Genomic DNA, 19,222 nt, shown 5'->3' with positions numbered 1-19,222 from the left:
GAGAACCCCCGGAGCCCTGGAGAACACGGTCCGTGCGTCCCTGACAAAGAGGCGCACCCCCATTCCCCACCACTACACCCCGGACAAGCGCCGCTTCTCCTTCCCGCGCCTACGGTGGAGCTCGAAAGCCAAGAACATCCCCACACGCGGAAGGGCCGGGACTCTCATGACCGCCACCCACGCCTTCTGGCTCGCCGGCCGTCAGGTCACCGGCGAGGACACCTTCGACGTCACCAGCCCGTGGGACGGGCGCCTCGTCGGCAGGGTCAGCGTGCCCACCGACGCCCAGGTCGAGGAAGCCGTCGCCGCCGCGTACGCCGTACGGGACGAGTTCGCCGCCACCCCGGCCCACGTACGCGCCGCCGCCCTCGACCACGTCAGCCGGCGTCTGGCCGAGCGGACCGAGGAGATGGCCCAGCTGATCTCCGCCGAGAACGGCAAGCCGATCAAGTGGGCGCGCGGCGAGGTCGGCCGCGCCGTCTCCGTGTTCCGGTTCGCCGCCGAGGAGGCCCGGCGCTTCAACAGCGGCGAGGCCCAGCGGCTCGACACCGACCTCGGGGGCCAGGGCCGGCTCGCGCTGACCCGCCGGTTCCCGAAGGGCGTCGTCCTCGGTATCGCCCCCTTCAACTTCCCGCTCAACCTCTGCGCCCACAAGATCGCCCCGGCCATCGCCGCCGGCGCGCCGATCATCCTCAAGCCGGCGCCCGCCACCCCGCTGTCCGGCCTGATCATCGGTGACCTGCTCGCCGAGACCGAGGGCCTGCCGGCCGGGTCCTGGTCGATCCTCACGGTCGCCAACGACAAGATGGCCGCCCTCGTCCAGGACGAGCGGCTCCCGGTCATCTCGTTCACCGGTTCCGAGAAGGTCGGCTACTCGATCATGGACTCGGTCCCGCGCAAGCACTGCACGCTGGAGCTGGGCGGCAACGGCGCGGCCGTCGTCCTCGGCGACTGGGCGAGCGACGCCGACCTGGACTGGGCGGCCACCCGCATCGCCACCTTCTCCAACTACCAGGGCGGCCAGTCCTGCATCTCCGTGCAGCGGGTCATCGCCGACGCGTCCGTCTACGACCGGCTGCTCCCGCGCATCGTCGCCGCTGTGGAGGCCCAGGTCACCGGTGACCCCGCGGACGCGAAGACCGATGTCGGCCCGCTGGTCAGCGAGGCCGCCGCGGAGCGCGTGGAAGCGTGGGTGAAGGAGGCCGTGGAGGCCGGCGCCACCCTGGTCACCGGCGGCGACCGCGACGGCGCCGCCTTCGCGCCGACCGTTCTCACCGAGGTCCCGGCCGACACCACCATCTCCTGCGAGGAGGTCTTCGGACCCGTCCTCACCGTGCAGAAGGTGTACGGCGAGGACGCGGCCTTCGCCGCCGCCAACGACTCCAAGTACGGCCTCCAGGCGGGCGTGTTCACCCACGACCTGCAGACCGCCTTCCGCGCCCACCGCGCCCTTGAGGTCGGCGGTGTCATCATCGGTGACGTCCCCTCCTACCGTGCCGACCAGATGCCGTACGGCGGCGCCAAGCAGTCCGGTGTCGGCCGCGAGGGCGTCAAGTTCGCGATGGACGACTACACCTACGAGCGGGTCCTGGTCCTCACCGGCCTCGCCCTCTGACCTGCCACGGACAGGACACCACGGCCGGAGCCCGCTGTGCGGGGGCTCCGGCCGCCGGTGTACCTCAGCCGCGTCCGGCCGCTCGGCCCGGCGTCACCTCAGGTGCCGGGCGAAGAACTGGGCCGCGGCGTCCCCGGCGAACTGCGGGACGCCGGTGTGCCCGCCCATGTTGGCGTGCAGCGTCTTCTCCTTGGAGCCGAAGGCGTCGAACAGGTCCAGGGCCGCCTGCCGGTCGTTGCCCTCGTCGTCCCACTGCAGCAGGACGTGCAGCGGGACGGTGACCCGACGGGCCTCCTCGAACATGGCGCGGGGTACGAAACTCCCGGCGAACAGCACGGCGGCCGTGATGCGCGGCTCGACCGCCGCCAGCCGGGTCCCGACGGATATCACTCCCCCCGAATAGCCGACCGGGCCGCCGATCCCGGGCAGCGCGAGGAGGGCGTCCAGGGCGGTCCGCCATTCCGGGACCGCCTGGCCGACCAGCGGGAGGACGAGCCGGTCCACGATGTCGTCGCCGACCGGCTCGCCGGCCTCCAGCGCCCGGCGCAGGTCGGCGCGGGCCTCCTCCAGGGCGGGGGAGCGGGGCCGGTCACCGCTTCCGGGGAGCTCGATGGTGGCCGCGGCGAAACCGTCCGCCGCGGAGTGCCGGGCCCGGGCCACCAGCCGGGGGTGCATCCGGTGCAGTCCGCCGGGGTGTCCGAGCAGGATCAGCGGCACCGGTCCGGACACGGATCCGGGTGTCCACAGGATGCCCGGGACATCGCCGAGGGTGAATGTGTGTTCGAGGACGCCGTCGTCGAGGCGTCGCTCCGAGGTGAGACGCATGGTCGTGCCTTTCGGGAATACGCGTGAACGGCGCTCCCGGACGACCTATCGCCCGACCGTGACCCCGGAGGGGAGCACCCATGTCGTCAGTGTGTTCACGGGTACCACCTCCTGGTTCTCTCGCACGGCCGTCAGGAACGTAGCAGGGGCCGCCGTGGTCCGCCAACGGGTTTTCGCCGGCCCTTCCCGCCACCGGCCGCCGCGGCGGGCCGCGCAGCTGCAACGGGATGTCGTGCACGCCCGTGGCGGCGAAGCCCGCGGTCGGCGTGACGTAGGCGTACTGACCGGGGGTCGGCTCGGCGAGTGTCAGCGCGGCCGCCGACGGCCCGCGGTCCAGGGCGAGTTCCAGCGAGCCCGAGCCCGACACCCGTACGCTCGTCTCTGGGTCGACAAGACCGGAGCCGTCGGCCCGCTCGGCACCTCGCAGGACACGCTCACCCCGGGCGGCAACACCCGGACCGTCCACAAGGACAACAACGGCTCGGACAACGTCTACTCGTTCATCCGGCTCCAACTCCGGTTCCGGCACGGTCGGCATCCTGCCGATCCTGTAGTGGATCAAGGACACCAAGGGCTGGTTCGGCAACGTGACCATCGGCGACGTGCAGTTCGGCTACGAGATCACCAGCTCGTCCGGTGGCCTGAACGTCACCACCAACAGCCCGACCGTCAGCGGGGGTTGAGCAGAGCGGGCCGGTCCCGCACGGTCATGCCCGGTCGACCCGTGCGCGCAGCTCGTTGTAGTCCGCGAAGGCCGCGTCGACGTCCGCGCGGGTGAGGCCGTAGCGGGCCAGGTCGTAGCTGTGGACGCGGGTGCCACGGGGGCGGGCGGCGACGGCGGGAAGGCGGGCCGCGTCGGCCTCGGTCCAGCGGGCGCCGACGGCCGCGTAGAGCTTCGGGGCGCCCGCCGCCGGGTTTGTGCCGAGCCAGGTGTACGGCACGTCCACCAGCGCCTCGCCGGGGATGCGCGCCCGGGCGGCCAGGCCGCGGGCGGCCGAGCGGCTGAGCAGCTCCAGCCAGGTGGCGCCGATCCCGTTCAGGTCGAGGGGCCGGGTGCTGACCGCCATGCCGTGCTCGACCAGGCTGCAGAACGAGGCCACGGCGGTGGCCGGATCGCGGTGCGTCCACACGATGGTGGCGTCCGGGAAGACCGCGCGCAGCGCGTCCAGGTTCTCCAGGTGCAGCGGGGACTTCAGCACCCAGCGGCGGCGCGGGCGGCCGTACTGGAGCACCTGGTAGATCTGCTTGAGATACCGGTAGTCGGCCGCGAAGTCATGGCTCTCGTGCCAGGGCAGGTACTCCGGGATCACCGCCTGGGACAGCGGCATCACCGTGTGCGGCAGTGCGAAGGTGCACTCCTCCGGGCCCGCCGGGCGCAGGTGGTGGACGTGGCGGAAGCCCGGGGCGAAGAGATCGATCCCGCCGACCAGGCGCTGGGCGGTGGCGATCGCCTTCCGCCGCTCCTCGGGGCCCGGTTCGAGGCCGGGGGTGAGCAGCTCCCAGAGCAGCGGGCAGCGGTGGTCCGCGGAGAGGGAGAGCACGCCGTGCGTCAGCGTGGTGGCGGTGCGGGGCAGGCCCACCACGAACACCGGCCGGTCGACGGGCTCCCGCTCGATCCCGGGGTGTTCGGCGAGCAGCCGGCGGACGCGGGCCCGGTTGGCGAGGTGCCGGCCGATGTGGCCGCGCGCCGACAGCCAGCCGACGGGGGTGAGATGTTCGGCGCCGGACCAACATCGCAGCAGGTGACGGAAGCCGTCGGCGAACGGTTCGTCGCCCTCCGTCCATCCGGCCGCGTCGAGCAGCCGCTCGAAGATCCGGTCCGGTGTGCGGCGGCTGCGGGAGGCGGGTCCGAGCAGCAGATTGGCCAGCGTGAGGGGGAGCGGCGCAAAGGACACGGTGACGGGGCCCTTCGTGGGGGAACAGGCGGGAGGAGATATCTATTACTCCTGTCAACTGCCCCACCGCGCTGTGGAGTTGAGACATTCGCCGAGACGGTGGCCGGAGGCCGCCGGTGATGGCCGCCTCCCGCGGCGGTGTACAGGCGTGGGCCGGGCCACCGGAAGTGGGCGCGCTCCGCGGTCAGGATCTCCGCGAGGCCGTCGGTGCGCAGGAACCGGACCAGCCCCACGGCGGGCACCTCGGCGGTCAGGCCGCCGACCGTCAGCCGCCCCTCACCGCCGGCGATCCCGACGGTCGACCCAGCGCGCCCGGCAGGCCGTCGAGGATCCGACCGCCGAGCCGGGCACGCACCCGGACCGCGTCCGGCCCCCGCGGCTCGACCCGCAGCGTCTCCTGCCGGCCGCTCCACTCCAGGGCGCCGTCCCGCTCACGGAACGTGCCGACGGTGGGCGGGGACTGCGCGAGGCTCACTTTGGGCGGCGCCACGGCGGACGTGTCTTCGGCAGGCTGATTGACCGGGCGGGCTTCTGAACGGGTGCAGACACGGGGTGCCCCGGAACGGCGGGGCACTGCAAGGGGGTCAGGACCCGGCCGGCGCCGGGCCCGTGCTCGCCCGTACCGTCAACTCGGGAGCGATCAGGAGGACTTCGTCACCACCGCGGCCGTCCAGCTTGGCCACCAGGTGCTCCACGGCGTACCGGCCCATCTCCTGGGCGGGGATGGCGACCGACGTCAGTCGCACCGAGGCCTGGACGGCGACCTGGTCCGGGCAGATCGCGACCACCGACACGTCCTCGGGCACGGCCCGGCCCTGCTGGCGCAGCAGCGCGAGGAGCGGCTCGACCGCGGACTCGTTCTGCACGACGAAGCCCGTGGTGCCCGGGCGCTCGTCGAAGATCCTGGCCAGGGTGACGGCCATCGCGTCGTAACCGCCCTCGCACGGCCGGTGCAGCACCCTGAGACCCAGTTCCCGGGCCCGGGACCGCAGTCCGTCGAGGGTGCGCTCGGCGAATCCGGTGTGCCGCTCGTAGACCGCGGGAGCCTCGCCGATGACAGCGATGTCGTGGTGGCCGAGTTCGGCGAGGTGCTCCACGCACAGCGCCCCGGTCGCCCCGAAATCGAGATCTACGCAGGTCAGCCCGGTGGTGGAGGCGGGCAGCCCGATGAGTACGGAAGGCTGGTGGGTCCCCCGGAGCAGCGGCAGCCGTTCGTCCTCCAGTTCCACGTCCATCAGGATCATCGCGTCGGCCAGTCCGCTGCCGGTGACCCGGCGCACCGCGTCCGGCCCTTCCTCGCCGGTGAGCAGCAGCACGTCGTAGCCGTGCGAGCGGGCCGTGGTGGCGACCGCGATCGCGATCTCCATCATCACCGGCACGTACATGTCCGTGCGCAGCGGGATCATGAGAGCGATGATGTTCGACCGGCTGCTGGCCAGGGCGCGGGCGCCGGCGTTCGGGTGGTAGCCCAGCTCGCGGATGCTCTGCTCGACCCGTTGCCGGGTGGTGGTGGAGATGGACCGCTTGCCGCTGAGGACATAGCTCACCGTGCTCGCCGAGACTCCGGCGTGCTGGGCGACCTCGGCGAGGGTGACCATCCAGCTCTCCAAGTTGTGTGAAGCGCTTCGACAGTGCGCCTTGCTGACAAAGGGGAGTGAGGGTGGCTCGACAGTAGCTCCAGTGGGGGTGGGTGTCCATAGGTCGTCGAAGCGCTTCGACAGTCCCATGGCGGCCTGCCCTCGCCGAACCGTCCCCCGGGCGCCCCCCGGATGCGACACCGTGGACGGCATCGGCGGGTCCGGGTGACCCGATCGGACCGCGAGGACTGGTGGGGGCGGCCCGTTTCAGGTACCAACGATCCAGTAGCACTGGTCGGTAACGAACGGTCCGCACACAACCCCTTTCGTGGCGAGGTGAGCCTCAATGTCCGCCCCCACCACCAAAAAACCCACCGTCACCGAGCGGGAGGCCCGTCAGGTGGCGGAGGCCGCCCGGGAACAGGACTGGCGCAAGCCGAGCTTCGCCAAGGAACTGTTCCTCGGGCGCTTCCGGCTCGACCTCATCCACCCGCATCCGCTCCCCGCGGACGAGGACGTGCGCCGCGGCGAGGAGTTCCTCGCGCGGCTCCGCGAGTTCTGCGAGACGAAGATCGACTCGGCCCGCATCGAGCGCGAGTCCCGCATCCCCGACGAGGTCATCAGCGGCCTCAAGGAGATCGGCGCCCTCGGGATGAAGATCGACACCAAGTACGGCGGCCTCGGCCTCACCCAGGTCTACTACAACAAGGCCCTCGCCCTGGTCGGCTCCGCGAACCCGGCGGTCGGCGCGCTGCTCTCGGCCCACCAGTCGATCGGCGTGCCCCAGCCGCTGAAGATCTTCGGCACCCAGGAGCAGAAGGACGCCTTCCTGCCCCGCTGCGCCCGCACCGACATCTCCGCGTTCCTGCTCACCGAGCCGGACGTCGGCTCGGACCCGGCCCGCCTGGGCACCACCGCCGTACGGGACGGGGACGACTACGTCCTCGACGGGGTCAAGCTGTGGACCACCAACGGGGTGGTCGCCGACCTCCTCGTGGTCATGGCCCGGGTCCCGAAGACCGAGGGCGGCAAGGGCGGCATCACGGCCTTCGTCGTCGAGGCCGGCTCCGAGGGCATCACGGTCGAGAACCGCAACGCCTTCATGGGCCTGCGCGGCATCGAGAACGGCGTCACCCGCTTCCACCAGGTCCGGGTCCCCGCCGCCAACCGCATCGGCCCCGAGGGTGCGGGCCTGAAGATCGCCCTCACCACCCTCAACACCGGCCGGCTCTCGCTCCCCGCGATGTGCGTGGGCGCCGGCAAGTGGTGTCTGAAGATCGCCCGCGAGTGGTCGGCCGTCCGGGAGCAGTGGGGCAAGCCGGTCGCGCTGCACGAGGCGGTCGGCTCCAAGATCAGCTTCATCGCCGCCACCACCTTCGCCATGGAGGCGGTCGTCGACCTGTCCTCCCAGATGGCCGACGAGAGCCGCAACGACATCCGGATCGAGGCCGCCCTCGCCAAGCTCTACGGCTCCGAGATGGGCTGCCTGATGGCGGACGAGCTGGTCCAGATCCGCGGCGGCCGAGGCTTCGAGACGGCGGAGTCCCTCGCGGCGCGCGGCGAACGCGCGGTGCCCGCCGAGCAGCTCCTGCGCGACCTGCGCATCAACCGCATCTTCGAGGGCTCCACGGAGATCATGCACCTGCTGATCGCGCGCGAGGCCGTCGACGCCCACCTCTCGGTCGCGGGCGACCTCATCGACCCCGACAAGTCCCTCCAGGACAAGGCCAGGGCGGGCGCGAACGCGGGTGTCTTCTACGCCAAGTGGCTGCCGAAGCTGGTCGCGGGTCCGGGGCAGCTCCCCACGGCGTACGGCGACTTCAAGCACGGCGTGGACCTCTCCCCGCATCTGCGCTACGTCGAGCGGCACTCCCGCAAGCTCGCCCGGTCCACCTTCTACGCCATGTCCCGCTGGCAGGGCCGCATGGAGACCAAGCAGGGCTTCCTGGGCCGGATCGTGGACATCGGCGCCGAGCTGTTCGCGATGAGCGCGGCCTGTGTGCGCGCCGAACTGCTGCGCCGTCAGGGCGACCACGGCCGTGAGGCCTACCAGCTCGCCGACGCGTTCTGCCGGCAGTCCCGGGTCCGCGTCGACGAGCTGTTCGCGCGCCTGTGGTCGAACACCGACGACCTGGACCGCAAGGTCGTCAAGGGCGTGCTCGGCGGCTCCTACGAGTGGCTGGAGCGGGGGATCGTCGACCCGTCGGGCGAGGGCCCGTGGATCGCCGACGCGACCCCCGGGCCGTCGCGGCACGAGAACGTCCGCCGCCCCTTCGAGTAGGTCAGCAGTACTTGTCGCTCGGATCCCGCGTCGTCCAGGAGCAGGAGTCGACCTTGCTGCCGGTCGCCTTCGTCAGGGTCGCCGTGTCGCTGGTGTTGTTCCACACGTAGGCGCCACGGTTCTGGAACTTGTCCGACGCGGTGTCCGTGCCCCGGCCGGTGTGCACCTTCATCGTCTTGTGGGCGCCGATCTTGATGTTCTTGAAGACGTAGCGGTGGTTGGAGGCGTCCTTCAGGACCCAGCCCTTGATCGAGACGGCCGAGCCGCCGGTGTTCTTGATCTGCACCCACTCGCCGTTGAGGCTCGTGTTGGAGCCCCGGTCGCTGCCCGGGCTGTCGAACCACACGTGGTAGATGGTCACGCCGCCGGCGGCCTGCGCCGGGGTGCTGAGCAGGGTGCCGGTGAGCAGCGCGGCGCCCGCGAGCGCGGGCACGGCGGCACGTATGCGCACAGTACGCATGGAGAGATCCCCCCAGGATGTCTTCCGGTCGGACCGACCCCCTGCCGGCCCGAGAGAAGTGTTATCACATGATCTTCACGTGAACCTCACAAAGGGAATTACGCTCCATAGAGCGCCAAGACCTGATAAGGCACCCGGGTGAGGGACGCGCTGTCCTCCGGGCCCCCGGTTGCGGCCACAATGGGGGGATGACCGACAGTCCTGCCAGTCCGGCCCCCCTCGCCGACCCGCACCTCGTCTACGACCCGCTCGCGGGCGACGGCCCCAAGGACGTGGTGATCCTCGGCTCCACCGGATCCATCGGCACCCAGGCCATCGACCTCGTCCTGCGCAACCCCGGCCGCTTCCGGGTCACCGCACTGTCCGCCAACGGCGGCCGGGTCGCCCTCCTCGCCGAGCAGGCGCACCGGCTGCGGGTACGGACCGTCGCGGTCGCCCGCGAGGACGTCGTACCGGCGCTGCGCGAGGCCCTGACCGGCCTGTACGGACCCGGCGAGCCGCTTCCCGAGATCCTCGCCGGACCGGAGGCGGCCACCCGGGTCGCCGCTTCCGACTGCCACACGGTCCTCAACGGCATCACCGGCTCCATCGGCCTCGCGCCCACCCTCGCCGCCCTGGAGGCGGGCCACACCCTCGCGCTCGCCAACAAGGAGTCGCTGATCGTCGGTGGACCGCTGGTCAAGGCGCTCGCCAAGCCCGGTCAGATCATCCCGGTCGACTCCGAGCACGCGGCGCTCTTCCAGTCGCTGGCGTCGGGGACCCGGGCCGACGTCCGCAGGCTGGTCGTCACCGCGTCCGGGGGACCCTTCCGCGGCCGTACCAAGGCCGACCTGGCGCGGGTCACCGTCGAGGAGGCACTCGCCCACCCCACCTGGGCGATGGGACCGGTCATCACGATCAACTCGGCCACCCTGGTCAACAAGGGACTGGAAGTGATCGAGGCGCACCTCCTGTACGACATTCCCTTCGACCGGATTGAGGTGGTCGTGCATCCGCAGTCGTATGTCCACTCGATGGTCGAGTTCACGGACGGATCCACGATCGCGCAGGCGACGCCCCCCGACATGCGGGGGCCGATCGCCATCGGTCTCGGCTGGCCCGAACGGGTCCCGGACGCCGCCCCCGCCTTCGACTGGAGCAAGGCCTCCACCTGGGAGTTCTTCCCACTGGACAACGAGGCCTTCCCCTCCGTGAACCTCGCCCGGCACGTCGGTGAGCTCGCGGGCACGGCGCCGGCGGTGTTCAATGCCGCCAACGAGGAATGCGTAGAGGCGTTCCGGAGCGGTCTGCTGCCCTTCAACGGGATCATGGATACCGTCACCCGGGTGGTCGAGGAACACGGCACTCCTCGTACGGGAACTTCGCTCACCGTGCCGGACGTACTCGAAGCGGAGACCTGGGCCCGGGCCCGGGCCCGGGAACTGACAGCACAGACGGCGACCGCGGAGGCGCGTGCATGACAGCCCTGATGATGATCCTCGGCATAGTCGTCTTCGTGGTCGGCCTGCTGGTCTCGATCGCCTGGCACGAGCTGGGGCACCTGTCCACCGCCAAGCTCTTCGGCATCCGCGTCCCGCAGTACATGGTCGGCTTCGGCCCGACCATCTGGTCGCGGCACAAGGGCGAGACCGAGTACGGCTTCAAGGCCATCCCGGCCGGCGGCTACATCCGCATGATCGGCATGTTCCCGCCGGGCGCCGACGGCCGCATCACCGCGCGCTCCACCTCCCCCTGGCGCAGCATGATCGAGGACGCCCGTTCGGCCGCCTTCGAGGAGCTCCAGCCCGGTGACGAGTCCCGCCTCTTCTACACGCGCGCGCCCTGGAAGCGCGTGATCGTGATGTTCGCGGGCCCCTTCATGAACCTGATCCTCGCGGTGGCCCTGTTCCTCACGGTCCTGATGGGCTTCGGCATCAGCCAGCAGACCACCACCGTCAGCTCCGTCTCCCAGTGCGTGATCGCCCAGAGCGAGAACCGCGACAGCTGCAGGACGACCGACGCGGCCTCCCCGGCCGCCGCCGCGGGGCTGAAGGCCGGCGACAAGATCGTCTCCTTCGACGGGGTGCGGACCACCAGCTGGAACCAGCTCTCCGACCTGATCCGCGCCACCCCCGGCAAGGACGTCGCGATCGTCGTCGACCGCAAGGGCCAGGACGTCACCCTGCACGCGAAGATCGCCACCAACCAGGTCGCCAAGAAGGACTCCAGCGGCCAGATCGTCACGGGCCAGTACGTCTCGGCGGGCTTCCTCGGCTTCAGTGCCGCCTCCGGCATCGTCCGCCAGGACCTCGGCCAGTCGGTGACCTGGATGGGGGACCGGCTCGGCGAGGCCGTCGACTCCATCGCCGGCCTGCCCGGCAAGATCCCGGCCCTGTGGGACGCGGCCTTCGACGGCGCCCCCCGCCAGCCGGACTCCCCGATGGGCGTGGTCGGCGCGGCGCGGGTCGGCGGCGAGATCTTCACCCTCGACATCCCGCCCACGCAGCAGCTGGCCATGGCCCTGATGCTGGTGGCCGGGTTCAACCTCTCCCTGTTCCTCTTCAACATGCTCCCGCTGCTCCCGCTGGACGGCGGCCACATCGCCGGCGCCCTGTGGGAGTCCCTGCGCCGGAACCTGGCCAGGGTGCTGCGCCGCCCGGACCCCGGTCCCTTCGACGTGGCGAAGCTGATGCCGGTGGCCTACGTGGTGGCGGGTGTGTTCATCTGTTTCACCCTGCTCGTCCTGGTGGCCGACGTGGTCAACCCGGTCAAGATCAGCTAGCGGCCGGACACCGCCTGCCGCGGTGGGCCGGTTAACCCCCTGAAAATCTCGTGGCCACACGACGTTCGAAGCGGCTCGGAACGCTGTGTTCCGGGCCGCTTCCATCGAGTGGGTTTAGCGGTAGGGGATGTGCTCGCGCCTGGCCCGGTGCCGTAATCTCGGAGACTGGAACCCGCTTTCGACGGGACCTGGACCTAGATCCACGACTTGGGGTTGCACAGCAGATGACTGCGATTTCTCTCGGCATGCCGTCCGTTCCGACCAAGCTCGCCGAGCGCCGGAAGAGCCGGCAGATCCAGGTCGGCTCCGTGGCTGTCGGCGGAGACGCACCGGTCTCGGTCCAGTCGATGACCACGACCCGTACCTCGGACATCGGCGCCACGCTCCAGCAGATCGCCGAGCTCACCGCGTCCGGATGCCAGATCGTCCGCGTCGCCTGCCCCACCCAGGACGACGCGGACGCTCTCGCCACCATCGCGAGGAAGTCCCAGCTCCCGGTGATCGCGGACATCCACTTCCAGCCGAAGTACGTGTTCTCGGCGATCGAGGCCGGCTGCGCCGCGGTCCGGGTGAACCCCGGCAACATCAAGCAGTTCGACGACAAGGTCAAGGAGATCGCGGCGGCCGCCAAGGACCACGGCACCCCGATCCGCATCGGCGTCAACGCCGGCTCCCTGGACCGCCGGCTGCTGCAGAAGTACGGCAAGGCGACCCCCGAGGCCCTGGTCGAGTCGGCCCTGTGGGAGGCGTCCCTCTTCGAGGAGCACGACTTCCGGGACATCAAGATCTCCGTCAAGCACAACGACCCGGTCGTGATGATCGAGGCGTACCGGCAGCTCGCCGCCCAGTGCGAATACCCGCTGCACCTCGGTGTCACGGAGGCCGGCCCCGCCTTCCAGGGCACCATCAAGTCGGCGGTGGCCTTCGGCGCGCTGCTCTCCGAGGGCATCGGCGACACCATCCGGGTCTCCCTGTCGGCTCCTCCGGTCGAGGAGGTCAAGGTCGGCAACCAGATCCTGGAGTCCCTCAACCTCAAGCAGCGCGGCCTGGAGATCGTCTCCTGCCCGTCCTGCGGGCGCGCCCAGGTCGACGTCTACAAGCTGGCCGAGGAGGTCACGGCGGGCCTGACCGGCATGGAGGTTCCGCTGCGCGTCGCGGTCATGGGCTGTGTGGTGAACGGCCCCGGCGAGGCCCGCGAGGCCGACCTCGGCGTCGCCTCCGGCAACGGCAAGGGGCAGATCTTCGTCAAGGGCGAGGTCATCAAGACCGTCCCCGAGTCCAAGATCGTGGAGACCCTCATCGAGGAGGCCATGAAGCTGGCCGAACAGATGGAGGCGGACGGCGTGGCCTCCGGCGAGCCGTCGATCTCGGTGGCGGGCTGAGGGAGTCCTCGGCCGGCGGGGGAGGGTTCTTCGCCCCCGCCGCCCCGAAGGGGGCGCGGCGAACTTCGCGAGCGGCCACGGGCCACCCGCACGCCCGAACGGACGGGCTTTCCCCGGTCCATGGGCGTCTGAAAGCGGGGGCGCGGGAGGCGGCAGGCCCCGACGGCGGGACGGCGGCCGACGGCAGGGCAGAGCCCAGGGTCACCCACACGGGGCGGCACGGCCAGGCTTCCGCAGGTACAGTGCGGAGATCAGCAGAACCCCTCAGTGTGAGGCCCCGCACGTGTTGACGCAGACCACCTCTCGGGTGCTCGAACCGAGTGACCTGGACGCCGCGCTCGCCGTACTCGACCGCGAGCCGGTCACGAACGCCTTCGTGACCTCACGTGTCCAGGTGGCCGGCCTCGACCCCTGGCGCCTCGGCGGCGAGATGTGGGGCTGGTACGAGGACGGCATGCTCACGTCCCTCTGCTACGCCGGCGCCAACCTGGTCCCGATCTGTGCCACCCCCCGCGCGGTCCGCGCGTTCGCCGACCGCGCCCGCCGGGCCGGCCGCCGCTGCTCCTCCATCGTCGGGCCCAGCGAGGCCACCGCACTGCTGTGGCGGCTCCTCGAACCGCACTGGGGCCCGGCCCGCGAGGTCCGCGCCCACCAGCCCCTGATGGTCACCGAGCGGATGCCCGCCGACATCGCCCCGGATCCGTACGTCCGCCGCATCCGCAAGGACGAGATGGAGACGATCATGCCGGCGTGCGTGGCGATGTTCACCGAGGAGGTGGGCGTCTCGCCGATGGCCGGCGACGGCGGCCTCCTCTACCAGGCGAGGGTCGCCGAACTCGTCGGCTCCGGCCGCTCGTTCGCCCGGCTCGACGACGGCGGCAGGGTGGTCTTCAAGGCGGAGATCGGCGCGGCGACCCCGGACGCCTGCCAGATCCAGGGCGTGTGGGTGGCCCCCGAGTACCGGGGCATGGGTCTGGCGGCGCCCGGCATGGCCGCGGTCCTGCGCTACGCGCTCACCGACGTGGCCCCGGTGGTCAGCCTCTACGTCAACGACTTCAACACGGCGGCGCGCAGGACGTATCTGCGGGTGGGCTTCCAGGAAGTCGGCGCGTTCATGAGCGTCCTGTTCTGACGGTTCCCCCGCGACAGGAGGCAGGGGCGGGAACCGTGGCCTGCCTGTACCCTCCCCCCATGGACCTCGCGATCGGCCCCCTGGACCTCTCCTCCCACGTGGACGAGGCCCTGGCAGTCCAAGCGATCGCCTTCGGCCTGGGCCCCGACGAGGTAGCCGTACGCCGCCAGATCGTCGTGCGCCACATGCAGTACCCCGGTGCCAGAGCCCTCGGAGCCACCGCCGACGGCCTGCTCGTCGGCTTCGTCTACGGCATGCCGAACAGCCGCACCCACTGGTGGTCGACCGTCGTCGAGCCCTACCTCCGGGCCCAGGGCCACGCCGACTGGCTCGACGACTCCTTCGTGATCACCGAGCTGCACGTGCACCCCCGCCATCAGAACCGCGGCGTCGGCCGCCGGCTGATCACGACGATCACGGACCGCGCCACCGAGCCCCGCTCGATCCTCTCCGCGATCGACGTCGACAGCCCGGCCCGCGGCCTCTACCACTCCCTCGGCTACGTGGACCTCGCCCGCCAGGTCCACTTCCCGAGCGCGCCGAAGCCGTACGCCGTGATGGGCGCCCCCCTGCCGTTGCGCCGCCCGGGGAGCGAGCCCCGTTAACGGATTTCCACCGGCGCAGCAGGCCCGGCTAACCTCCTAGCCATCAACCTTTCCCGGCAGGAGTACGAGAACCATGGCGAACGCACCGGTCCAACGCATGTCCCAGTTGATGGCGAAGACGCTGCGTGACGACCCGGCGGACGCCGAGGTCCTCAGCCACAAGCTCCTCGTCCGCGCCGGCTACGTCCGCCGCACCGCGGCCGGCATCTGGTCCTGGCTGCCCCTCGGCCTGAAGGTGCTCTCCAACATCGAGCGGGTCGTCCGCGAGGAGATGGACGCGATCGAGGGCCAGGAGGTGCTGCTCCCGGCGCTCCTGCCCCGGGAGCCGTACGAGGCGACCGGCCGCTGGGAGGAGTACGGCGCCGAGCTGTTCCGCCTCCAGGACCGCAAAGGCGGCGACTACCTCCTCGGACCGACCCACGAGGAGATCTTCACCCTGCTGGTGAAGGACCAGGCGTCCTCCTACAAGGACCTGCCGGTCATCCTCTACCAGATCCAGAGCAAGTACCGGGACGAGGCCCGTCCGCGGGCCGGCATCCTGCGCGGCCGCGAGTTCCTGATGAAGGACTCCTACTCCTTCGACCTGGACGACGACGGCCTCGCCCACTCCTACGCCCTGCACCGCGCGGCATACCAGCGGATCTTCGAGCGCCTCGGCCTCGACTACCGCATCTGCGCCGCCACCGCGGGCGCCATGGGCGGTTCCAAGTCCGAGGAGTTCCTGGCCCCGGCCGAGGCGGGCGAGGACACCTTCGCCGACTGCCCGAACTGCGACTTCGCGGCCAACACCGAGGCGATCAGCTATGAGCTCAGGCCGGTGGACGCGTCCGGCGTGCCCGCGCTCGAGGAGATCCCGACCCCGGACACCCCGACCATCGAGACCCTCGCCGCCCACCTCGGCGTGCCGGCCTCCGCCACCCTGAAGAACCTGCTGGTGAAGGTCGACGGCGAGATCGTGGCCGTCGGTGTCCCGGGTGACCGCGAGGTCGACATGGACAAGGTCGAGGCGCACTTCGCCCCGGCCGCCGTAGAGCTGGTCACCGAGACCGACTTCGCCGGCCGTCCCGACCTGGTGCGCGGCTACGTGGGTCCGCAGGGCCTCGGCGAGAAGGTGAAGTACATCGCCGACCCGCGCATCGCCCCCGGCACCGGCTGGATCACCGGCGCCAACAAGGCGGGCACGCACGCCAGGAACGTGGTGTCCGGGCGGGACTTCGAGGTCGACGAGTTCGTGGACGTCGTGGTCGTGCAGGACGGCGACCCCTGCCCGAAGTGCGGCACCGGCCTCAAGCTGGACCGCGCCATCGAGATCGGCCACATCTTCCAGCTGGGCCGCAAGTACGCCGACGCCCTCAAGCTGGACGTCCTCGGCCAGCACGGCAAGCCGGTCCGCGTCACCATGGGCTCCTACGGCATCGGCGTCTCCCGCGCCGTCGCCGCCCTCGCCGAGCAGACCGCCGACGAGAAGGGCCTGGTCTGGTCGCGTGAGGTCGCCCCGGCCGACGTGCACGTCGTGGCCGCCGGCAAGGCGCCGCAGATCGAACTCGCCCTGGAGGTCTCCGAGAAGCTGCGGGCGGGCGGGCTGCGCGTCCTGGTCGACGACCGGGCCGGCGTCTCCCCGGGCGTGAAGTTCACGGACGCCGAGCTGATCGGCGTACCGCAGATCCTGATCGCGGGCCGCCGCTCCGGCGAGGGCGTCCTGGAGCTCAAGGACCGCAAGACGGGCGAGCGCGAGGAGCTGACGGTGGACGAGGCGATCGCCCGCCTGACCAGCTGAGCCCCGACTCCCGCCGCGGCGGCCGCCGGTGACCCACCGGCGGCCGCCGCGCCCTTCCCAGCCGCGTCTCAGGCGGTTCTTGGAAACCGGGGGCCGGCCGAGCGCCCCGTCAGGGTCGCTGGGGGTCCCCCCGGCGAAGGCCGGGGGAGGAATCGCGCGGCAAGCCAGGCCGCCTCCCCCCGCAGCGCGCGGACGACCGACGCCGCCCAGGCCGTCGGCCCTAAAGCCACCCGGCGAATTCGAGCAACAGCTCGGCGTCCTTCGGCCGCCCCACCCGGAGGGCCCGCACGCCGGACTCCACCGCCCGGAACAGCGTCCACCCCCGAAGCCGCTCCTGATCCACCTCCAGCGACTCCGCGAGCCGCTTGATGCGGCGCCGCGTGATCGTCGGACCCGACGGCGAGGCGATCAGGTCCTCCACCCGGTCCCGCACCAGCCGCGCCAGATCGAACGCACACTCCCCGACCACCGGATCCGGCCCCACCGCCAGCCACGGCAGCCGCTCCCCGGCCAGCACCTTGCTCTGCCGGAACGTTCCGTGCAGCAACCGCCGCTCAGGGGGCGCGGCCAGCAGCTCGTCCCGGGCGGCGAGTGCCGCGTCGACCAGCGGGGTGACCTCCAGGCCGGCGGCCGCCCGCATCGCCGTGGCCTGCCGGCCGGTCCGGTCCGCCACCGTCTCGAACGCCGTGCCCCGGGGCGGCTCCACCCACAGCCGGCGCAGCGTCCCCGCGGCCTCCAGCGACGCCTTCGCCTCCGGCAACGACCGCACCGAGACCTCCGGGTGCAGCCGCTCCAGCAGCAGCACCCCGTCGGCTCCGTCCGCCTCCAGCAGCCGTACGGCACCCAGCCCACCCCAGTGCGCCAGCGCCGCGGCCTCACTCTCCGGCCGGGCCCGGCGGGGCGCCAGCTTCAGCACCGCCGGTGTTCCCTCCGCCTGCCGGACCAGCAGGACGACGCTGCTGCGTCCACCGGGTTCCTGCACCCGTTCCACGGCCAACTCGCGTCGGGCGACGGCCTCTTCCACCGCTCCGGGCAGCTTCTCCAGCCACTCGTCACCGTCCGGCGCCGTCTCACCGAGCGCCTTCACCAGGCGCCGCGGCGGTTCGAAAGCCATACGCGAGTCGTTCCCTTCCTGCTCTGTTGTCTACGGAGTCGACGAGGCCGAAGGCGAGGCCGAGGCCGAAGCACCGGCCCGGCCCAGCGGCGCGTCCCGCTCGGCGAGACCAGGGAAGGCTACGCTCTGCCCGCTCCACCGCACCGCCCGCACCGCTGCCTCCCGCAGTGCCCCGGCCGCGGATCCGCGCCGCTCACCGGAGGAGGCCCGGACCAGGTCGGAGTAGACGTCGGCCACCCGTGCCTCCAGTGCGGCGGCGAGGCGTACGGCCGTCGTCGCGTCGGTGACCTCGAACGGCAGCGCGTAGGCCGCGTTCGCGGCGACGGGCGCCGCGCCCAGGTCCCGTACCTCGCGGGCGAGCGCGTCCCGCCGGGCCCGGTGCGCGTCGTAGGCCGAGCGGGCCTCGGTCAGCCGCTGCGCGCCGATCCGGCCGCCGACGACGCCGTACCCGTAGACCGCCGCGTGCTCGGCCGCCAGCGCTGCCTGCAGCGCCTTCAGCACCTCGGTCGTGGCCTCGTCGCTCACTTCTCACCCTCCGTCAGCAGGTAGGCATGCGCGGACCCGGACGCCGACACCCCGGCCAGCAGCCGCGCCAGTTCGCCGGGCACGTCCAGCAGCTCCTTGGCGCGCCGGCCCGCGAGGGTGCGCTCGGCGGCGGCCAGCGCGCTGAGTGCGGACTTCTCGTCGGCCGGCACCGCGGCCGAGGCCGACGCGGACACCGTGGCCGAGGGCGAGCGGGTCGCCGTGGCAGAGGCCGTGGCCTTCGTGTCCTGCGTGCCCTCCATAAAGGCCGCGGCGTGGGCCGCGACTTGGGCGCGCAGCGGCCGCAGCCGCTCCGCGAGCCCGGGATGGGCGGCGAGGACGGCGTCGTACTGCCCGAGCAGCATCTGGCTGTCCCGGGCCGCCCGCACGCGTGCCCGTGCGGTGGCGGTGACCGACGCGCCGCCGCCGCTGCCCGCGGAGTCGGGGGCGGCGGAGCAACCCGCCAGTACGGCGGCCGAGGCGGCCGAGACGATCAGGCTCCTGCGGCGTACTTCCCAGGGGGTACGCGACGGCGGGGGGAACGGCACGGCAGACGTCCTCGGGGGAGCTGGATACGAAAAAACGCGAAAGAAATGGGGCACGGGACGGACCCGCCCGTGATCACCGTACCCGCGCACCTGTCCGAAGCCACTCATCGGCACCGTCCGTACCCGGGTGGACGGCAACACTCCTCACGACCGGATACCCTTTGACCAGACACGCGACCCAACCCACAACAGCACACGCGGCCGAGGAGTCACCCGGATGAGCACGACCCAGAGCGAGAGGCTCCGAGAGCTCCTGGAACCGCTCGTCACCTCTCAGGGCCTGGATCTCGAAGAGATCGCCGTGGACTCCGTCGGACGCAAGAGGGTGCTGCGCGTGGTCGTCGACTCCGACACCGGGGCCGACCTGGACCGGATCGCCGATGTGAGCCGCGAGCTCTCGGCGAAGCTCGACGAGAGCGACGCGATGGGCGCGGGCGAGTACACCCTCGAGGTCGGCACCCCGGGCGCGGAGCGCTCCCTCACCGAGCACCGGCACTACGTGCGAGCCCTGGACCGCCTGGTGCGGTTCCAGCTGGCCGAGGGCGGGGAACTGGTCGCGAGGATCCTGGACGTCGACGACGAGGGCCTCGATCTCGAAGTGCCCGGCGTCAAGGGCCGCAAGGCCACCGGCCGCAGACTCGGCTTCGCCGAGATCGACAGGGCCCGGGTCCAGGTCGAGTTCAACCGCAAGGACAAGAAGGACATGACGGAAGAAGAGGAGGCGTAGC

General features: G+C 71.5%; 16 protein-coding genes and 2 pseudogenes. 10 read left to right on the top strand and 8 right to left on the bottom strand.

All coding sequences use genetic code 11. From position 1 onward, the window contains the following. Positions 1 to 166: 166 nt before the first annotated feature. The gene (locus ACZ4O3_RS23650) at positions 167 to 1,615 is read left to right on the top strand and encodes an aldehyde dehydrogenase family protein (RefSeq protein ID WP_467724102.1); all 1,449 of its coding nucleotides are present in this window, start codon (positions 167 to 169) and stop codon (positions 1,613 to 1,615) included. A gap of 93 nt (positions 1,616 to 1,708) precedes the next feature. On the opposite strand, the gene ACZ4O3_RS23645 is transcribed toward ACZ4O3_RS23650, so the two are convergent. After that, positions 1,709 to 2,440 (bottom strand): dienelactone hydrolase family protein, encoded by a 732-nt coding sequence (locus ACZ4O3_RS23645; RefSeq protein WP_467724100.1) that lies wholly within the window; start codon positions 2,438 to 2,440, stop codon positions 1,709 to 1,711. A 379-nt stretch (positions 2,441 to 2,819) separates the two neighbouring features. Between ACZ4O3_RS23645 and ACZ4O3_RS23640 the strand changes: the two are divergent. Beyond that, a pseudogene (locus ACZ4O3_RS23640) lies at positions 2,820 to 3,123 on the top strand (GH12 family glycosyl hydrolase domain-containing protein); the annotation flags it as partial. A gap of 24 nt (positions 3,124 to 3,147) precedes the next feature. Here ACZ4O3_RS23640 and ACZ4O3_RS23635 read toward each other — a convergent pair. The 3 genes and pseudogenes from ACZ4O3_RS23635 to ACZ4O3_RS23625 form a co-directional block, all read right to left on the bottom strand. After that, complete coding sequence (locus ACZ4O3_RS23635; protein WP_467724099.1) at positions 3,148 to 4,335, bottom strand: sulfotransferase family protein; 1,188 nt, start codon at positions 4,333 to 4,335, stop codon at positions 3,148 to 3,150. A 113-nt stretch (positions 4,336 to 4,448) separates the two neighbouring features. Continuing rightward, positions 4,449 to 4,825: pseudogene (locus ACZ4O3_RS23630) on the bottom strand (glycoside hydrolase family 31 protein); the annotation flags it as partial. Positions 4,826 to 4,919: 94 nt separating this feature from the next. Continuing rightward, positions 4,920 to 5,933 carry a LacI family DNA-binding transcriptional regulator gene (locus ACZ4O3_RS23625; protein ID WP_467724097.1) on the bottom strand — a complete coding sequence of 338 codons (1,014 nt, stop codon included), beginning with the start codon at positions 5,931 to 5,933 and terminating at the stop codon, positions 4,920 to 4,922. A 325-nt stretch (positions 5,934 to 6,258) separates the two neighbouring features. Between ACZ4O3_RS23625 and ACZ4O3_RS23620 the strand changes: the two genes are divergently transcribed. Next, entirely contained in the window at positions 6,259 to 8,193 is a 1,935-nt protein-coding gene (locus ACZ4O3_RS23620; protein WP_384995477.1) for an acyl-CoA dehydrogenase family protein, read from the top strand. A gap of 1 nt (position 8,194) precedes the next feature. Here the strand turns inward: ACZ4O3_RS23620 and ACZ4O3_RS23615 are convergent, their stop codons facing one another. Beyond that, positions 8,195 to 8,653: a lamin tail domain-containing protein gene (locus ACZ4O3_RS23615; RefSeq protein ID WP_362723863.1), complete on the bottom strand. Its 459-nt coding sequence runs from the start codon at positions 8,651 to 8,653 to the stop codon at positions 8,195 to 8,197. Positions 8,654 to 8,841: 188 nt separating this feature from the next. Here ACZ4O3_RS23615 and dxr point away from each other — a divergent pair, with 188 nt between their 5' ends. The 6 genes from dxr to ACZ4O3_RS23585 all read left to right on the top strand — a co-directional run bounded on the left by dxr (position 8,842) and on the right by ACZ4O3_RS23585 (position 16,310). After that, positions 8,842 to 10,113: a 1-deoxy-D-xylulose-5-phosphate reductoisomerase gene (dxr, locus tag ACZ4O3_RS23610; protein WP_362723860.1), complete on the top strand. Its 1,272-nt coding sequence runs from the start codon at positions 8,842 to 8,844 to the stop codon at positions 10,111 to 10,113. A gap of 8 nt (positions 10,114 to 10,121) precedes the next feature. Then, positions 10,122 to 11,414: a M50 family metallopeptidase gene (locus tag ACZ4O3_RS23605; protein WP_362723872.1), complete on the top strand. Its 1,293-nt coding sequence runs from the start codon at positions 10,122 to 10,124 to the stop codon at positions 11,412 to 11,414. A 224-nt stretch (positions 11,415 to 11,638) separates the two neighbouring features. After that, positions 11,639 to 12,796 carry a flavodoxin-dependent (E)-4-hydroxy-3-methylbut-2-enyl-diphosphate synthase gene (gene ispG, locus ACZ4O3_RS23600; RefSeq protein WP_467724095.1) on the top strand — a complete coding sequence of 386 codons (1,158 nt, stop codon included), beginning with the start codon at positions 11,639 to 11,641 and terminating at the stop codon, positions 12,794 to 12,796. Between the two features lie 283 nt (positions 12,797 to 13,079). Further along, positions 13,080 to 13,928: a GNAT family N-acetyltransferase gene (locus ACZ4O3_RS23595; protein WP_362728853.1), complete on the top strand. Its 849-nt coding sequence runs from the start codon at positions 13,080 to 13,082 to the stop codon at positions 13,926 to 13,928. A 59-nt stretch (positions 13,929 to 13,987) separates the two neighbouring features. After that, on the top strand, positions 13,988 to 14,533 hold the full coding sequence (locus ACZ4O3_RS23590) for a GNAT family N-acetyltransferase (protein WP_362728851.1): 546 nt from the start codon (positions 13,988 to 13,990) through the stop codon (positions 14,531 to 14,533). A gap of 73 nt (positions 14,534 to 14,606) precedes the next feature. After that, on the top strand, positions 14,607 to 16,310 hold the full coding sequence (locus ACZ4O3_RS23585) for a proline--tRNA ligase (protein ID WP_467724092.1): 1,704 nt from the start codon (positions 14,607 to 14,609) through the stop codon (positions 16,308 to 16,310). A 220-nt stretch (positions 16,311 to 16,530) separates the two neighbouring features. Here ACZ4O3_RS23585 and ACZ4O3_RS23580 read toward each other — a convergent pair whose 3' ends face one another. From ACZ4O3_RS23580 to ACZ4O3_RS23570, 3 genes are read right to left on the bottom strand one after another with little or no spacing between them, the layout of a single operon-like run. Next, on the bottom strand, positions 16,531 to 17,424 hold the full coding sequence (locus ACZ4O3_RS23580) for an aminoglycoside phosphotransferase family protein (RefSeq protein WP_467724090.1): 894 nt from the start codon (positions 17,422 to 17,424) through the stop codon (positions 16,531 to 16,533). A gap of 30 nt (positions 17,425 to 17,454) precedes the next feature. Then, a complete protein-coding gene (locus tag ACZ4O3_RS23575; protein ID WP_467724088.1) occupies positions 17,455 to 17,949 on the bottom strand; it encodes a ferritin-like domain-containing protein in 495 nt (164 codons plus the stop codon). Then, positions 17,946 to 18,494, bottom strand: a complete 549-nt coding sequence (locus ACZ4O3_RS23570) for a hypothetical protein (protein WP_467724086.1) — start codon at positions 18,492 to 18,494, stop codon at positions 17,946 to 17,948. The genes ACZ4O3_RS23575 and ACZ4O3_RS23570 overlap by 4 nt, the downstream gene beginning before the upstream one ends. 217 nt (positions 18,495 to 18,711) lie before the next feature. On the opposite strand from ACZ4O3_RS23570, the gene rimP reads away from it, so the two are divergent. Then, on the top strand, positions 18,712 to 19,221 hold the full coding sequence (rimP, locus tag ACZ4O3_RS23565) for a ribosome maturation factor RimP (RefSeq protein ID WP_362730972.1): 510 nt from the start codon (positions 18,712 to 18,714) through the stop codon (positions 19,219 to 19,221). Position 19,222 lies beyond the last annotated feature (1 nt).

The sequence above is a fragment of the Streptomyces sp. NPDC026515 genome, assembly GCF_055567595.1.
Note: the sequence above shows the minus strand (reverse complement) of the source record. Positions and strands in the feature narration are given on the sequence as shown.

What these genes read in the sequence shown, in the direction of transcription:
- ACZ4O3_RS23650 (WP_467724102.1), top strand. Translation starts at nt 167, where the DNA reads ATGACCGCCACCCACGCCTTCTGGCTCGCCGGCCGTCAGGTCACCGGC.
- ACZ4O3_RS23645 (WP_467724100.1), bottom strand. Translation starts at nt 2,440, where the DNA reads ATGCGTCTCACCTCGGAGCGACGCCTCGACGACGGCGTCCTCGAACAC.
- ACZ4O3_RS23625 (WP_467724097.1), bottom strand. Translation starts at nt 5,933, where the DNA reads ATGGTCACCCTCGCCGAGGTCGCCCAGCACGCCGGAGTCTCGGCGAGC.
- ACZ4O3_RS23620 (WP_384995477.1), top strand. Translation starts at nt 6,259, where the DNA reads ATGTCCGCCCCCACCACCAAAAAACCCACCGTCACCGAGCGGGAGGCC.
- ACZ4O3_RS23615 (WP_362723863.1), bottom strand. Translation starts at nt 8,653, where the DNA reads ATGCGTACTGTGCGCATACGTGCCGCCGTGCCCGCGCTCGCGGGCGCC.
- dxr (WP_362723860.1), top strand. Translation starts at nt 8,842, where the DNA reads ATGACCGACAGTCCTGCCAGTCCGGCCCCCCTCGCCGACCCGCACCTC.
- ACZ4O3_RS23605 (WP_362723872.1), top strand. Translation starts at nt 10,122, where the DNA reads ATGATGATCCTCGGCATAGTCGTCTTCGTGGTCGGCCTGCTGGTCTCG.
- ispG (WP_467724095.1), top strand. Translation starts at nt 11,639, where the DNA reads ATGACTGCGATTTCTCTCGGCATGCCGTCCGTTCCGACCAAGCTCGCC.
- ACZ4O3_RS23590 (WP_362728851.1), top strand. Translation starts at nt 13,988, where the DNA reads ATGGACCTCGCGATCGGCCCCCTGGACCTCTCCTCCCACGTGGACGAG.
- ACZ4O3_RS23585 (WP_467724092.1), top strand. Translation starts at nt 14,607, where the DNA reads ATGGCGAACGCACCGGTCCAACGCATGTCCCAGTTGATGGCGAAGACG.
- ACZ4O3_RS23580 (WP_467724090.1), bottom strand. Translation starts at nt 17,424, where the DNA reads ATGGCTTTCGAACCGCCGCGGCGCCTGGTGAAGGCGCTCGGTGAGACG.
- rimP (WP_362730972.1), top strand. Translation starts at nt 18,712, where the DNA reads ATGAGCACGACCCAGAGCGAGAGGCTCCGAGAGCTCCTGGAACCGCTC.